The 16,138-nt window shown below is 73.9% G+C and carries 8 protein-coding genes; 2 read left to right on the top strand and 6 right to left on the bottom strand.

Features of this window, described 5'->3' with window-relative positions; all coding sequences use genetic code 11:
- Positions 1–162: 162 nt before the first annotated feature.
- The gene (locus ACF1BE_RS08490) at positions 163–3,816 is read right to left on the bottom strand and encodes an amino acid adenylation domain-containing protein (RefSeq protein WP_392198191.1); all 3,654 of its coding nucleotides are present in this window, start codon (positions 3,814–3,816) and stop codon (positions 163–165) included.
- A gap of 1,610 nt (positions 3,817–5,426) precedes the next feature.
- Here ACF1BE_RS08490 and ACF1BE_RS08495 point away from each other — a divergent pair.
- The gene (locus ACF1BE_RS08495; RefSeq protein ID WP_392198192.1) at positions 5,427–7,859 is read left to right on the top strand and encodes an amino acid adenylation domain-containing protein; all 2,433 of its coding nucleotides are present in this window, start codon (positions 5,427–5,429) and stop codon (positions 7,857–7,859) included.
- 37 nt (positions 7,860–7,896) lie between these two features.
- On the opposite strand, the gene gntD is transcribed toward ACF1BE_RS08495, so the two are convergent.
- Both gntD and ACF1BE_RS08505 read right to left on the bottom strand, forming a co-directional pair.
- Positions 7,897–8,958 (bottom strand): guanitoxin biosynthesis L-enduracididine beta-hydroxylase GntD, encoded by a 1,062-nt coding sequence (gene gntD, locus ACF1BE_RS08500; protein WP_392198193.1) that lies wholly within the window; start codon positions 8,956–8,958, stop codon positions 7,897–7,899.
- 38 nt (positions 8,959–8,996) lie between these two features.
- A complete protein-coding gene (locus ACF1BE_RS08505) occupies positions 8,997–10,607 on the bottom strand; it encodes a condensation domain-containing protein (protein WP_392198194.1) in 1,611 nt (536 codons plus the stop codon).
- A gap of 218 nt (positions 10,608–10,825) precedes the next feature.
- Between ACF1BE_RS08505 and ACF1BE_RS08510 the strand changes: the two genes are divergently transcribed.
- Complete coding sequence (locus ACF1BE_RS08510) at positions 10,826–11,635, top strand: putative nonproteinogenic amino acid hydroxylase (protein WP_392198195.1); 810 nt, start codon at positions 10,826–10,828, stop codon at positions 11,633–11,635.
- On the opposite strand, the gene ACF1BE_RS08515 is transcribed toward ACF1BE_RS08510, so the two are convergent.
- From ACF1BE_RS08515 to ACF1BE_RS08525, 3 genes are read right to left on the bottom strand one after another with little or no spacing between them, the layout of a single operon-like run.
- A complete protein-coding gene (locus ACF1BE_RS08515; RefSeq protein WP_392198196.1) occupies positions 11,611–13,236 on the bottom strand; it encodes an amino acid adenylation domain-containing protein in 1,626 nt (541 codons plus the stop codon). The genes ACF1BE_RS08510 and ACF1BE_RS08515 overlap by 25 nt on opposite strands.
- A 4-nt stretch (positions 13,237–13,240) precedes the next feature.
- Positions 13,241–14,323: an ornithine cyclodeaminase family protein gene (locus ACF1BE_RS08520; protein ID WP_392198197.1), complete on the bottom strand. Its 1,083-nt coding sequence runs from the start codon at positions 14,321–14,323 to the stop codon at positions 13,241–13,243.
- Between the two features lie 51 nt (positions 14,324–14,374).
- Positions 14,375–16,129: an ABC transporter ATP-binding protein gene (locus ACF1BE_RS08525; RefSeq protein ID WP_392198198.1), complete on the bottom strand. Its 1,755-nt coding sequence runs from the start codon at positions 16,127–16,129 to the stop codon at positions 14,375–14,377.
- Positions 16,130–16,138: the final 9 nt, after the last annotated feature.

The following is a 16,138-nucleotide window of genomic DNA, read 5'->3' on the forward strand; positions in this document are numbered from 1 at the left end:
CCAACGCGCGGGCCGGGGGCGCGGGCCGGCGGGGCGCCCCGGGTGGGCCCCCCCCCCCCCCCCCCCCCCGCCCCGGGCGGGGGGGGGCCCCCCCCCCCGGCCCCCCCCCCCCCCACCCGGACCGGGCGGTCCGGTCCCCGGCCCCCCGGGCGGGCCGGGGGGTCAGAAGTCGTAGGACGTCGCGCCCCATACGTCCTCCTCCTCCGCCGGCAGGCTCCGGGCCTCGCCCACCGGCGTCCGCGGTTCGCTCACCACGGCGGACACCAGCCCCACCAGATCGTCCGCGAAGCCCGCCGCCTCGTCCTGGGTCACCAGCTGCCGGTCGTAGGTCAGGTCCAGGTGCAACAGGTCGCCGCGGACACTCGCGTACAGCCACAGGTCGCTGTCGGCGGGCAGGTCGTCGGCCAGGACGTCCTCGACCTGCCAGGACGGACCGCCGACGGACGCGTTCTCCCAGCTGACGCCCCAGTCGAGCAGGACGCTGCGACCGGGCCGCGCACCGATGCCGAGGCGCTCGACCAGGGCGTCGAAGGGCAGCCGGGCGTGCTCGTACGCCTCCACGACGCGCGTGCCCACATGCTCCAGCAGCTCGCCCAGACCGTCCCGCGGCCCGAACTGAAGGCGCAGCGGCACCGCGTTGGCGAAGTAGCCGACCAGCGCGTCGGCGGCCGGGCCGTCCCGCAGGCTCGCGGGGAAGCCCAGCACCAGATCCGTCGCCCCGGTCGCCCGGTGGAGCAGAGCGGTGAACGCGGTCACCACGACGGCGTACGGCGTCGCCGGGGAGCCCTGGACCGCCTCGGCCGGGAGCGTGCGCCGCGCGAGTCCGGCGAGTCCCCGGCGCCTGCCCCGGCGCGTGGCGTCCACCAGGTCGGGGGCGGGCCGCACCCCCGCCAGCCGCTCCCGCCAGAACGCCTCCTGCCGCGCGGCCTCCTGCGAGTCGAGCCAGGCCTGTTCCTCGGCGGCCCAGTCGCGGTACTGGTAGCCCGGTACGGGCCGTCGGTCACCGCCGTGCCGCTCCACCGCGTCGTACGCGGCGAAAAGGTCGTCGAGGAGCACGTTCACACTGGCGCCGTCGTAGATCAGATGGTGGGCGCTGACCGTGAGCAGGTCGCCGCCGGCCGGGCCCTTGATCAGGCACACCTCGAACAGCGGGGCCCGCTCCAGGTCGAAGGTCACGGCGCGGGCGCGGCGCAGGGCCTCGCGGACGGCCGGTCCGTCGGGCTCGGCGTCCGGCAGCTCGGTCACGCGCAGCGGCACGCCCCCGGGGAGCCGGTCCAGGACGGTCAGCCCGGCGGTCGCCCCGGAGGGCAGCACCTGCGCCCGCAGCAGTTCCTGGCGCTCGACGACGGCCGTGAGCGCCGTGCGCAGCGTGTCGGGGGAGAGGGAGCGGCCCGTGCGGACGAGGTCCGCGATGACGAACCGGTCCGCGTGGGTGCGGCGCGAGGTCAGCCAGACCCTTCGCTGTGCCCGGGACAGGGGGAAGGCACCCTCGACGGCCGGGGCCGGGCCAGGGGCCGGGGACACCGCCGGCTCCGGCGCGCTGTCCGGGAGCACCTCCGCCAGCCGGCGTACCGTCGGGCGGGCGAACACCGTACTGACCGCCACGCCCAGCTCCTTGGCGATGCGCGCCGCGGTGAGGCTGTGGCCGCCCAGCGCGAACAGGTCGGCGTCCAGCCGGTGCACGGGGTGGCCCAGCACCGTCGACCACACGCCGGCCACGCGGAGTTCGGCCGCGGTCATCCCGGTCTCCGGCGTCCCGCCGGCGCTCTCCCCGGGTTCGGGCGGGGCGGGCAGCGCGGAGCGGTCCAGCTTGCCGATGGAGGTGACCGGGAGTGCCGGCACCGTGACGTAGGCGTCGGGGACCATGTGGGCGGGCAGCCGGCCGGCGAGGTACGCCCGCAGCCGGGCGGGCTCGCCGTCGCCCACGACATAGGCGACGAGGCGGTGGGCGCCGTCCCCGGCGGTGCCCGGCACCGCCACGACGGCCGCGCCGCGTACTCCGGGCGCTCCGGCCAGTGTCTCGGTGACCTCCCCGGGCTCCACCCGGTGGCCGCGGATCTGCACCTGGTCGTCGATGCGGCCCAGGCAGAGAAGGTTTCCGTCGGGCAGCCACCGCCCCAGGTCGCCGGTGCGGTACATCCGCCGGCCGGCGCGCACCGGGTTCGCCACGAACCGTTCCCCGGTCCTGCGCTCGTCGCCGAGGTAGCCGCGGGCCAGCCCGATGCCTCCGACGCAGATCTCCCCCGGGGCGCCGAACGGCACCAGTTCGCCGTGTTCGTCGAGCAGGTCCACCGTCTTGTTGGGGAACGGCCGGCCCACGGGCGGCTCCCCGCCACCGGCCCGCACCCGGACGAGGGTGGTGGCGACACTGTCCTCGGAAGGGCCGTACTCGTTGAACAACTCGGCGTCGGGCAGCAGCTGATGGTGCCGGTCCGCCAGGGCCGCGGTGAGCCGCTCGCCGCCCAGGACGACCTGGCGCAGGGACGGCAGCCGGTCCCCGGCGTAGTCCAGGATCAGCTGGTACAGGCTGGGCACGGTCTGCACATGGGTCACGTTCTCGCGCCGGATGACGGCGGCGACCTCGTCGGGGTCGATGAGCTGCTCCCGCTCCAGGACCACCAGGGGCGCCCCGGAGCAGAGCGCGGACAGTACGTCGGAGATGCCCGCGTCGGCGTGCACCGGGTCGACCTGGAGGACTCGGGAGTGCGGGCCGAGGCCGTAGTGGTCGATGCGGTAGCGGACCGTGTTGAGGATGCCCAGGTGCTCGACCATGACTCCCTTGGGGGAGCCGGTGGAGCCGGAGGTGTAGACGACGTACGCCAGATCCTCTGGGCCCGCCGCGGGGAACCGCGGCCGGGCCCCTCCGGTGGCGGTGTCCCGGCCGAGGACCACGACCGGCTGCGGTGCGCCGGACAGCGGCTCGGCCCGGGTGGCGTCGGCGAGCACCGCTGTGGCCCCGCTGTCGGAGAGGAGCTCGCGCACCCGGAGTTCGGGCTGTTCCGGGTCCAACGGCAGGAAGGCGGAACCGGTCTTGAGGATGGCGAGCAGGGACACCAGCATCCACTCGGTGCGCGCGCACAGCAGGGCGACGACCCGCTCGGGCCCGGTCGGTGCCGCCGCTGCCAGCCGCGCTGCCAGCCGGTCGGCCATGCCGTCCAGTTCCGCGTAACCGTAGGCACGGTCACCGCAGATGACGGCGGTGGCGTCGGGCCGCGCGACGACCTGCTCGGCGAACAGGTCGAGGACGGTGCGCTCGGCCGGGAGGTTCTGGTGCGGGCCGGTGCCGAGCGCGAGCAGGTCGTCCCGCCGGCCTGCCGGCAGCACGGGGAGCAGACGCACCGGGGTGTCCGGCGCGGCGCACACCTCCGCGGCCAGTCCGGCGAGCCGGCCCGCGGTGCGCCGGGCGGCGCGGGCGTCGGCCGTGTCGCTGCGCACGGTCACCGCGATGCGTCCCGCGTCCGGGTCCAGCCGGCCGGTGAGGACGGCCTGCCGGCCGAGTCCGTCCGCCGTGAAGGCGGTGCCGGACAGGGCCGCGCGTCCGACGGCGGCCTCGACGGCCCGCTGCTCGGCCCGCAGGCAGGCCCGGAAGCCGGCGTCCGCGTCGAGGGGCGTGCCCAGGGGCACCTCGCCGCCGGGCAGTACGGCCCGGACGGGGACGGCCGTGTCCGGGGTCAGCCGGTGCAGCAGGACACGCAGCAGCGCGGGGACCGCCGTCGGCACCTCCGCGCCCACCGAGGCGCACAGCGCGCGCAGCGCGGCACTGGTCTCGTCGCCGAGCGCGACGGTCACCCGTGCTCGGCCATCGGCAACGGTCATCAGGATCTCCTCTGCCAGGGGCGCCCCGGCCGCCGGGAACGCGGGCGGGGTACGCCGATTGCGGCACTGCCGGTGGCAGCGGGGGCGGCCGGCACGGCGGCCCGCGCCTGCGGACCATCAGGACGGCTACTCGGGCCGGGGCCGGGGCGGGGACGGCGTGGCCGGCCGGGAGCGGGCCCGTGGGTCCGGTGCCGGCAACCACCAGCACCGTGACGCGGGTTCGGCGGCGGGACGGCGGCTCAGCACACACGACGGCGGGCGCGGACGCGCCGGTTCTCCCGGGCGGCGGTCCGGCTGTGCTGTCGCGGCCCGGCCGGCGCGGCTCGCACGGGATCCGTGTCCCTCCCGGGCGGCGACCGCCACCGGGGTCTGCCGCGGGGCGTGCGGTTGTGCAGGTACGGGTGTGGCGTCAGCGAGGACCCGCCGGCACCGCGGGCGCCGACGAGCGGGACCGTACGTCCGGGCGGGAGCCCCTTGCCGAGGGGGCGCTCACCGGGCCGGCGGGCACGGTCTCGCGCCCGGCGTCAGGCCGGATGTCCGCGGACCGGTGCGGCGACAGGACGCGGACGCCGTGTTCCGCCCGGGCGCGGCATGCCTCGCCGTCCACCGTGCGTCGAGGCCTTCGGGGGCGGGCGTCCGGCTCCCGGTGAAGCGGTCGTCCCGGCCGAGTGGAGAGAATGCCTCGATTGCGGGCGTCATGGACGTGCGGTCCTTTCGTCATTCCTGCGGGTGGTCGGCCCGCGCGGGACGAGGAAACGAAGGCGAGAGCCCGGGATTCCGCGCTCCCTGCCCCTCGTAGGGCGAAGCTCGTGACCTTCTCCGTCCGAGCGTGCCATAGTGACGAGTGTCAGCCAAGCGTTTTCCAGGAAAATCTGACGAGGGGTCGCGGGGCGGAACAGGGGCTGTGTCAAGATCCGTTCCGCTGCTATGCTCGTTGTCCGAACACCTGGTGATACGGGAGGGGGCAAACGCGGAAAGTCCGACATGCGGGGGCGGTGCGGTATGTCGAGTTCGGCGGCACTCGTGAGTGTAATACCGGAGCTGTGGTGATGACCGGGACACAGGCCGATCGAATGCCAGATGTGCCGGTCTCGGGGCTTCTGACCTGCGAAGACGATGACTCCTTCCGGGTTCGGGAAGTAGGGGACGGCACAATGGGAAAGTCGTTCCAGGCCCGCCCGACAAGTAATAGAGCAGCTCCTGTTCGTCTTTCTCGGTGTCATTCCCGGAAGCTGACGTGAACTCCCGCAGAACTCCCCGCCGGGAAGCCGGCGGCGAAATGAGAAACCGCCCGTCTCCGGGTACGGGTGCATATCGAGTTCCTCGAGGGGCCTTTCCGGGAACTGTCCCGCGGCCGCCCGTCCGGTGCTCCGGGCGCGTCCGGCCGCCGCACCCGGCCGGTGAAAACGGCGCGCTTCCGCGTGGTGCGCCTCACAAGGCGGCCCCCGTTCCTCCTCCTGCCGGAATCCCCGGCACGTAAACACCCTGTCCGATTCCGTATGCCAGGCACAAGACCGTTCCGAGCCTCGGAGACAGCCGCGGCCACGTGGGCCTGCGAGGCGAAACCCGCGCCGTGCGGGGCCCGGCCCCGATCCCCTTGAGGACCCGTCATGAGCTTCGAAAACGTACCCCGCCCCACCGCGGCGCCGACTCCGACACCCCTGCGGGCCAGGCTCACCGAAGCCGGGCACAGCGGACGCGGCGAACTCACCGAGAAGCTGACGCCCGCCGCCCGCGAGGGCCTGCGCCGGGTGGCCGGAGAACGCCCCCTGGAGGAACTCGTCGTCCTCACCGCCGCCGCCGCGCTGGTCCTGCGCGCGGCGGAGGACGCGCCCGAACCCGTGCTCGCCGTGGCCGGACCACGGGGCACGACCGTCTGCGCCGTCACCACCCCCGAGGACGCACCCCTGCGGGACCTGGTGCTCGCCGTCGACACCGCGCTGCGGGGGGCGGACACCGTGGCCGCCGACGACCCAGGCCTGCCCTTCTCCCTTCTCGTGCGTTCCGACCGGCTGCCGCCCGCGCCGCACGCCGGCACCGCCCTCGTGGTGAGCCTGCGCGAGGCACCGGACGGCGGCCGCACGCTGCACGCCGGCTTCGACACCGGGCGCCTGGACGCCTGGTGGGCCGCGGTGGTGCTCCGCTCCCTGGTGACCGTGCTGGCCGCCTTCGCCGAGCCCGGCACCGCCTGCGCCGCCGTCGAGCCGACGGCACCCGAGGACGGTGCCGAGGTGGCCCGCTGGGAACGCGCCGGTTTCAAGCCGGAGCCCACACCGGACACCCTGCTGGGGCCCTTCATGGACCGGGTGCGCGCGACACCGGACGCCGTCGCCGTGGTGGACGGCGACCAGCGCCTCACCTACGCCGAACTCGCGGCCCGGGCCGAGGCGGTGGCCCGCCGGCTCGCCACGGCCGGAGTGCGGCCCGGTGACCGGGTGGCGACCGCGCTGCCCAAGAGCCCGAACGCCGTGGCCGTCATCCTCGGCGTCCTGCGCGCCGCCGCGGCCTACGTACCACTGGACCCCGGACTCCCCGCCGAACGCCTCCGGTTCGTCCTCGACGACGCGGCCTGCGCGGCCGTGGTGAGCGACGACACCGAGCTGCTCACCGGAAGCCCGGTGCCCGTGCTGACGGCCGACGCGCTCGCCGGGACGACGGAGACCGGCACGCGGGGACCGGCCCTGCCCGCCCTCCCCGGTCCGGACGACCCCGCCTACGTCATCTACACCTCCGGCTCCACCGGCACCCCCAAGGGCGTCGCGGTCCGGCACTCCGCCATCGCCGGATACCTGTCCTGGAAGCGGCGCTACCACGAACTGGACGCCGGAACCCGGCTCGTCCAGGTGCCCTCGTTCTCGTTCGACAGCTCCGTCTCCGACCTGTTCTCCGTCCTCGGCGCCGGCGGCACCCTGCTGCTCCTGCCGGAGTCCGACCGGCTGGTGCCGCAGCGTGTCGGGGACCTGGTCAGCACTCACCGCGCCACGCACATCACCCTGGTGCCGTCGCTGTACCGCGTCCTGCTCGACGCGCTGGCCGCACCGGGCTCGCTGCGCCTGGTCACCGTGGCCGGCGAGGCGTGCCCCGCCGAACTCGTCGCCCGCCACTTCCAGCGGCTGCCCGGCGTCCGGCTGGTCAACGAGTACGGCCCGACGGAGAACTCGGTCGGCGCGACCGCCTACGACTGCGCCGAGCAGCCCCGGCACGGCTTCCCCGTGGGCCGGCCCATCGACACCACCGTCCTGGAGGTGCTCGACGAGCGGGGCCGCCGGCTGCCGCCCGGGTTCCCCGGAGAGATCCATCTGGCCGGCCCCGGCCTGGCCGACGGCTACGTGAACGATCCCGATCTGACCGAGCGGCTCTTCACCGAGGCGGCCGAGCTGCCCGGCGGCCGGCGCTACCGCACGGGGGACCGCGGCTGGTGGACGCCCGCCGGCGTGGAGTTCCTCGGCCGTGGCGACAGCCAGGTCAAGATCCGCGGCAACCGTGTGGAACTCGGCGACGTGGAAGCGGGACTCTGCTCCCTGCCGGGCGTCGCCTCCGCCGTCGCCCTGGCCGCCCCCGGCGCCGACGGCTCGCTGGTGCTCGTCGCCTTCCTGACCGGCGACGCCGACCCGGACGGGGTACGCGCCGAGGTCCGCCGCGTCCTGCCAGGTCACATGGTGCCCAGCCGGGTCGAGCGGCTCGAGGACATGCCGCTCACCCGCAACGGCAAGGTGGACCGGGCCGCCCTGGCGAGCCGGGCCGGAGAACTGCTGGGGGCCACCGCCGCGCCCGGCGCACCCGCACCGGCCGTGCCCACGCCCGGGAAGCAGGCCGGCGGCGGCCTCACCACCCAGGTCACGGAACTGTTCGCCGAGGTGCTCGGCGTGTCCTCGGTGGGCCCGGAGGACGACTTCTTCGAGCTGGGCGGGCACAGCCTCGCCGCCGCGCTCCTCGTCATCGAGCTGGAGAACCGGCTCGGCGTGCAGGTGGAGCTGGACGACTTCTTCGACGAGCCCACGGTGGCCGGTGTGTGCCGCGCCGCCACGGTGCCCCGGGCGTGACGCCGGGGCCGGGCGCGCCGACGCCCGGCCCCCCGCCTCAGCCGATGAGCCGGGCACCGACGGAGCGCCGCAGACCGCGCGACTTGCGCAGGTCGTGGGTGACGTTGACACGCTTGAGCCAGCGGTCCGTGCCGTCGTAGCGCGCGGTGAAGGAACTGCGGCCGTGTACGACACGGTGGTTGTTGAGGAAGACGAACGTGCCGGCGTCCAGGGCGCGGGGACGGGTGCCGTGGGTCAGCAGCTCGTGCGCCGCGGCGAACGCCCGTACCGCCTCGGGATCGTCCTCGGGCGCCGACATGTGCGTGGCGTCGAAGCACAGCAGGGGATCGGTCCGGGACCCGAAGAGCACCGGGACCCGGCCGAGACCGTTGATCAGCCGTGAGATGTTGTCGAAGATCCGCTGATCCTCCGGCGTGCGGACCGTGTTGTTGTGCGGCAGGTGCGAGTCGTCGGAGATGATCTGGAAACGGTTGTCGAAGAGGACGTCGACCACGTCCGCCGGCAGCGTGGTGAAGTCGGCTTCCGCCACGACCACGGGTATCCGATCCGGATTGCGCAGCGCGGCCAGGATGATGTAGTCCGCGCGGTAGGGGTGGAAGGCGTCCTCCGTGTGCAGGGTGAGCGCCGTCCTGCTGCCCGTGCCGAGCAGCAGGGTCTCGTACTCCTTGATGGGGAAGACGTCGTTGACCAGGTGGCCGTCCTGCTGGGTCGACCAGCCGAACGGCTCACCGAGCAGCGAGGCGTACAGCAACAGCAGGATTTCCTCGGGCAGTTCGCGGTGGACGCGCTGCTCGTCGCGCCAGTGCGCCGGGGTGGGGCCGATCCTGTCGTCGTCCACCGCATGCCCGCTGATGGCGCAGTAGCCGTCCCCCTGGTCCAGCTGGAAGGCGCGCAGGAACCTGCGCACCCGCTCCGGCAGCCGGGCGGCCAGCAACGGCAGGTCCTGGAGCAGGCTCTCGCTGTCCGCCGAGGAGTGCTCCGCGGCCAGCTCCAGGGCCAGCCGTTCCGTCTCGGCGGCCTCGTCGGGCGTCAGCCGCAGCTCGGTCGGCCCGGTCGGTTCGGGCACGGACGTCGACGCGGACGTGGGCGTCGTGGTCATGGGTGTCTCCTGTTCACTCGGATGAGGTCGGGGCCGGGTCACGTGTCGAAGCGGAAACCCTGGAAGGCCGGGGCGGGCGGGCCGCTCGACGGCTGCGCCGGCTCTCCGGGCTCCCCGGCGAGACGGCCGAGTTCGGCGAGGACCCGGCCGGCGATCTGTTCGGCCGTGTCCCGGTTGTAGCGCCCGGTGTCGTACTGGAGGCACAGCCGCAGCCCCCGCTCCTGTTCGACGAACTGGAACGACAGCTCGAACATGCCCCGCCGTTGCAGGAAGGGGCCACCGCGCAGCGCGATGCCCCGCGGCCCGGCGGGGCCGGTGTCGATGCGCGGGAACAGGGCGACCCACACGTCGAAGAAGGGGCCGCGCCCCGCCGGCCGGGGCGGGTCCAGGGTCGCGACCAGCTCGTCGAAGGCGACCTCGCTGTGGTCGAGGGCGTCCGCCGTCCGCGCCGCCACATGGCGCACCAGGCCGGCCGGGTCGTCCCGGCCGGCCAGGTCGAGCCGCAGCGGGACCGTCGCGACGTGGAAACCCACGGCGCCGTCCAGGCCGAGCGGCGAGCGGCGGTCCACGGGGGTGCCCAGACAGACGTCGTCGGTCCGGGTGAGCCCGCCCAGACCGCTCGCCACGGCGGCGGCGAGCGGCGCGAAGAGACCGGCGTGCGCGGTCGAGGCCAGCGACTGAAGGCGGGCGGTGACCCCGGGTCCGATGTCCAGGGGCACCGTGTCCGTCACCGCGCCGGCCGGTCCGCGCCGGGGATGGTCCACGGGCAGGAGCAGCGGGGCCGGCGGGGGAGTGAGCAGGTCCCGCCAGTGCGCGAGCGACTCCTCCCGCGGGCGCGGGGCCGGGCGCAGCCCGGGGGCCGGTGCCGGGGGCGGGGTGCCGTCCTGCCGGTAGGCGGCCACCAGTTCGGCCGCCAGGACCGTCAGCGACCGGCCGTCGCACACCAGGTGATCGGCCGTGAAGAGCAGCGACCAGGCGCCGTCCGGCCGCAGGAACAGCGTCGAGCGGAAGAGCGGCCCCTCCGTCAGGTCGAACGGGACTTCGACGCGGTCGTGGACGAGCGCCTCGAACTCCTCGTCGGTGAGGGGCTCGCCGCGCAGGTCCACCACGTCCAGCGGGGCCGTCCGCTCCGTCACGACGGCCCGGACGGTACCCTGCCGTTCCACGAAGACGGTCCGCAGCGCCGGGTGGCGGCCCGGCAGGGAGGCGACGGCCGAGGCGAGGCGGTCGACGTCCAGCTCCCCCTCGCCGCGCAGCAGACACGGCACGGTGTAGGCGCCGCCGCCGTGCTCGTTCTGACGCGCCAGCCACAGCCAGCGCACGGACTCCGGCACCTCGCCGTCCTGCGCCCGCCGAGCCTCCGGCGAGGTCCGCGGAACGCTTTCGGTGCCGGTGCCGGTCCGCGTCCCGGGGCCGGCCGCCCCGCCGCGTGCCTCGGCCAGACGGGCGGCCAGCAGCTCAGGGGTGGCGCACTCGAGGATGTCGCGGACGCGGACCGGAACCCCGACGGCCTCCTCGACGGACACGGCGAGGGCCAGCGCCGACAGACTGTGTCCGCCGGCGAGGTAGAAGTCCGTGTCGTCGGTCACGTACTCCAGCTCGAGTGCCCGCGCGAACAGCCGGCACAGATCCTTGGTGAGGTCAGTCATGATTCCACTCCGTGACGGCAGAACTCTGCGGAAAAAAACCCTGCACAAACACTCCAGATCTTGTCAATGACCTTCCGTCCGGCGGAGATTGCTGTCATTGCCCTCGTATCTCTGTCGGGTTATGGTGGCGAGCGGAAGGCGCCGGCATATGTTCAGCGCGTCATGTCACCTTCTGGTGAAGGGGGATTGCCTTGCTCAAGTCCCAGCGACTTGCGGTATTGCCCATCGACTCCTACGACCTGGAAACGGAGCTGGCCCTCGTGGACCAGCACGACGCCGGAGGCGAGTACGACGCCTTCACCTTCGGTTCGTGGTCGGCCCATGTGCTGGCCAACGGCAGCGGCGCCGAGTCCGACACCGCGTTCCGCCCGCACGGCGACCGCCTGACCCTCACCGATCTGGGCAGGAAACTGCCCGGCATCATGTCCCTGGTGGCCGAGCACTTTCCGCTGGACCGACTCCAGTGGGTGCGTATCTTCAGCCTCGCCGACGGAATTCTCGCTCCGCACGTGGACTTCCTGGAATTCACGGAACCCGGCACCCGGGTGCAGATTCCGCTGCGTACCGGTGAGGAATCCCTGCATTCCGAGAACGACCTCGTCTACCACCTCCGCCGCGGCGAGGTCTGGAAGATACACACCACCGACCCGCATTCGGCACGCAGCAGCGCGGGCCCCGCCCGGCTCTCCCTCTGCCTCGACTTCGCCGGCGCCGCCGAGCCGGTCGGGATCCGCAACGACGTCCCGGCGGCGCAACCCGTGCGGATCCTCGACCTCCCCGAGGTGACCGAGGCCGACGTCGAGGAACTCATCGGCTCCGGCCCGCAGCTGACCCGGGCGACCATGCGTGCCTCCTTCCGCCGGTTCGCCGCGCTGCACTTCGAGCGGCGCGCGCCGGCGACCGCCGCCTTCGACTGGTATGCCGAGGCCGCACGGCGCACCGGCGACGAGGTCATGGTCGCCAAGGCGGAGGCGTTCCGCACGTACTGCATCGAGAAGCGCGGCTACCGGGAGACGTTCGCCTGGTGAGGGACCACGGCGAGCTGTCTGGCCCCCGGCCCGGGCAGGGCCCTGCGGTCCAGCTTGCCGTTGGCCGAGTAGGGCAGCTCGTCCGTCACCCACCAGCGCACCGGGACCATGTAGTCCGGCAGCACGGCGAGCAGCGCGCGACGCAGCTCCTGTGCCGGCGGCGGATCGCCGGTGAGCGCCGCGTGCAGCTCGGTGCCACCGTCGGCCCGCGCCACCCCGAACACCGCCGCGTCCTTGACCCCGGGGAGCGCGGTGAGCCGGGATTCCGGCTCCCGGGGCTCCACCGCGTTGCCGCGGATCTTGATCAGGTCGTCGATCCGCCCCAGGAGCCCGAGCGTCCCGTCGGCCCGCCAGACGCCCCGGTCCCGCGTGCGGTACAGCCGGGCCCCGGGCAGGAAGGGGTCCTCCACGAAGACGGCCCGGGTGAGGTCCGGATCCGTGTAACCGCGGGCCACCCCCACCCCGCCGATGTACACCTCGCCGACCTCCCCGTCGGGCACGGGTGCCTGCTCCTCGTCCAGGATGCGGATGTAGGTGTTCCACACCAGTGACCCGACCGGCGGACGGGGTTCCAGGTTTCCCCGCTCCGCGCTCATCGAATGGCTCGTCACCATGTGGTTCTCGGCGGGCCCGTAGTGGTTGTGCAGGGTGACCTCGGGACGCCTGGTGAGCAGCCCCTCCAGCGCCGGTGTGACCCGTACCGTCTCGCCGGCGCTGATGATGTGGCGCAGCGCCGGAGCGTGTTCGAGGGTGGTGGGCAGCGACATGAGGATGTCGATGAGGGACTGCGGGAAGTCGACCACCTCGATCCGCTCGCCGATGACGTACTCGACCAGGTCGCGCGGGTCACGCCGTACGTCGGGGTGCGGGACGTACAGGCAGCCGCCGGAGGCCAGGGTGTAGAAGATCTCCTGGACCGAGACGTCGAAGGTGAGCGGCGCGCACTGCAGCACCCTGCGCTCCCGGCCGAGACCGGACCCGTTCGCCTGCCAGGCCGCCAGGTTGGCCAGGCACCGGTGCGTCTGCACGATGCCCTTCGGCGCGCCGGTCGAACCGGAGCTGAAGATGACGTAGGCGGTGTCCTCGGAGGCGATGCGGGGGCGTGCCGGCGGGGGGCCCGGGTACTCCGCGAGCAGCCGGGTCAGCGTGGTCGACGCGGTGGCCGGGTGCTCCACGGCCCCGCCGGGCAGCCCCTCGTCCAGGACCGTGAGCCGGGCGCTGCCGGCGCGCAGGATCTGCTCGATCCGCTCGCGCGGATACGTCATGTCCACGGGCAGATAGGCCGCGCCCGCCCGCAGGGTTCCGAGGACCACCGCGGTGAAGTCCACGCCCGCCCGCGCGGCGATCAGCACGGTGTCCCCGGGGCCGACCCCGAACGTGCCGGCCAGATGGGCGGCCACGGTGTCCGCGAGCCGGTCCAGTTCCGCGTACGACACCGGGCGCCGGCCCTGTTCGCACACCGCCCAGGCGTCCGGACGGGCCGCCGTCTCCCGGTCGACGAGGTCCAGGACCGTGCGGACACCGATGTTCACGACCGGCCCGCGGTGCTCCGGGTGCCGGTTGCCGCCGGGCGGGTCCCGGCGGTCGGTGGGCTGGGGCACGGGGTCACACCTCCTGCGCGGGCCATGGCGCCCGCGAGACCGATTCGGGCAGGAACGAGTAGGGGTCCTGCGGGTCGTGCGCGGTCGCCTCGATCACGAGCCGGTGTCCCGCCCCCGTTTCCCGGGCCAGTTCCTCCAGCAGCTCCACCATCACGAGATCCTGGAGCGCCAGCCCGGTCGAGTCGTAGACGGTGCGCCGGTCGCGGAGTTCCGGCTGCCGGGAGGGGTCCGTCAGCAGCTCCGTGAGCGAGGGGCCGATCTCCTCCGGACGCAGCCGCTGGCACTCGCCCTCCGCCATCGCCTGCTCCCGGTGGTCGGGGACGACGACGGCGTCGCGCAGCAGCTCCAGGGGCAGTTCGGTCTTGCCGGGCATGTCCGAGCCCACCGCGTTGATGTGCACCCAGGGCCGCAGGGACGTGCCCTGGAGCACCGGCCCCTGGTCCGGGGCGACGGAGGTCGCCGTGCACAGGATGTCGGCGCGCTCCTCCACCTCCGCCGGCTCGGCCACCCGGACCAGTCCGTCGGGCATGCGCGCCCGGGCCGCGAAGGTGCTCTCCGCCCGGATGTCGGTGTCGCACACCAGGACCTCGGTCAGCGGGAAGGCCCGGGCGAGGGCGTGCAGCTGTGTCACCGCCTGGGCGCCGCAGCCGATGAGCCCCAGCACGCTGCTGTCGGGACGGGCCAGCGCCCGTGAGGCCAGCGCGGACGCGGCCCCCGTCCGTATCGCCGTCGCGAACGTGCCGTCCACGATCGCGCGCAGGTGCCCGGACTCGACGTCGAAGGCGAGCAGGGTGGAGAGGATGGTGGGGAGCTGGTTCTTGACGGGGTTGTGCGGGTTGTAGCCCACCAGCTTCATGGAGACGGTCGTGCCGTGGCGGACCGCCGGCATCCATTCGAGCAGCCCCAGCCTGGGGGTGGTGAGCAGGAACCCGTCGCGCGTCTTCATCTCGGCGCGAGCGGGACCGCTCGAAGTGAGTACCTCGGTCAGCCGTTCGATCGCCAGGTCGTACAGCCGGCCGAGGCCGACCTCGCTGACGACCGTGGCGACCGCCGGGGCATCGACGATGTGGGTGGTGTCCGGTTTCACGTCACTCTCCTGATCCGGTTCGTGTTCCGCTGCCGGAGGGTTTGGGTGTGCTCAGGTACGGGGGGTTTCGGGGGTCCGGCCGTGCCAGGAGTCCCACAGGGCCGCGTAGGCCCCGCCGGCGGCGACCAGTTCGTCGTGGCCGCCCCGCTCCGTGACGCGGCCGTCCTCCATGACGAGGACGGTGTCGGCGTCGTGCGCGGTGTGCAGCCGGTGGGCGATGGCGATGACGGTACGGCCGCGCAGCACGGCCGCCAGGGAACGTTCCAGGTGCCGGGCCGCGCGTGGATCGAGCAGCGAGGTGGCCTCGTCCAGCACCAGCGTGTGCGGATCGGCGAGGACCAGCCGGGCGAGCGCCAGCTGCTGGGCCTGGGCGGGGGAGACCTCGTGGCCGCCCGGGCCGATCCCGGTGTCGAGCCCCCCGGGCAGCCCGCGCACCCAGTCGCCGGCGTCGACCGCGTCCAGCGCGGTCGTCACCTGCTCGTCCGTCGCGTCCGGCACCGGCAGCGTCACGTTGTCGCGGACCGTCCCGAGGAACACGTGGTGCTCCTGGGTGACCAGCGCGACATGCCGGCGCAGCTCCTCCAGGGGCAGTTCGGCCACCGGCACGTCGCCGATGGTGACCGTCCCGCTGCGCGGCGGGTGGATGCCCGCGAGGATACGGCCGAGTGTCGACTTGCCCGCGCCGGACGGGCCGACGACGGCGACCCGCTCACCGGGCCGCACGCTGAGGCTCACGTCACGTACGACGTCGTGACCGTCGCGGTAGGCGTAACTGACCTCGCGCGCTGCCAGCCGGCGGCCCTGCGGCCGGCGGCCGGCGCCGGTGTCCCCGGTCGCGGTGGCGCCCACCCCGACGAGGCGGGCCAGGGAGGCGTCGCCGACCTGGAGTTCGTCCAGCCAGCCGAGCAGTTCGTCCAGCGGATCGATCACCGCGCGGGTGTACAGCGTCGCCGCGGTGACCTCGCCGAGGCTCACCCATCCGTGGATGTAGAAGAGACCGCCGCACAGCAGCGTGGAGGCCACCGGCAGGACGTAACCGAAGTCCATCAGCGGGAACCACACGCTGCGCAGGAAGAGTGTGCGGTGCTCGGCCGCGTTGGAACGCAGGACGTCCTCGTCCGTACGGCGGATCCGTCGCTCGGCGAGGCCGAGCGCCTCGACCGTGCGGGCGCCCGTCACGGTCTCGGCCAGCCCCTGCGTCAGGTCCGAGTAGCCGGCCGCCTCCGCCAGATACGCCGTCCGCGCACGCTTCAGGTACCAGCGCGTCGACCCGGCGATCAGGGGCACGGCCACCAGGCACGGCAGCGCCATGAGCGGGCTCGTCACCAGCAGCGCGACGAAGGTGAGCAGCACGGACAGGCCCGCGACGAGGATGGACGGGGCCCCCATCCGCACGGCTCTGGACAGCGAGTCCACGTCCCGGGTGCCGCGGGTGAGCAGGTCACCGGTGCCCGCCTTCTCCACGGCGGACAGGGGCAGCGACAGCACCCGTTGGACGAAGCCCTCGCGGATGTCCGCCAGCACCTGCTCGCCGAGCCGGGCGCCGAGCAGCCGTGCCGTCCTGGTGAACACACCCTGGAGCAGCAGCAGGCCGGCGATCACCGCGACGATGACGTCCACCCGGGTGGTGGAGACGTCCTGCTGCACCTGTTCCACGAGGCGACCGAGCAGTGCGGGGACGACCAGCCCGCACGCGGTGGCGAGCACGAACCAGGTCACCGTCCGGCCGAGCAGGCCGGCGCGGCCCCTGACCAGTTCGCGGACATGACGGCGTACCGCCGGGGCGTCGGCTACCGGAAGACTCACTGCGCACTC

Origin of the sequence: Streptomyces sp. NPDC014991 (genome assembly GCF_043080665.1) — a bacterium.
In the GTDB taxonomy this organism is placed as follows: Bacteria; Actinomycetota; Actinomycetes; order Streptomycetales; family Streptomycetaceae; genus Streptomyces.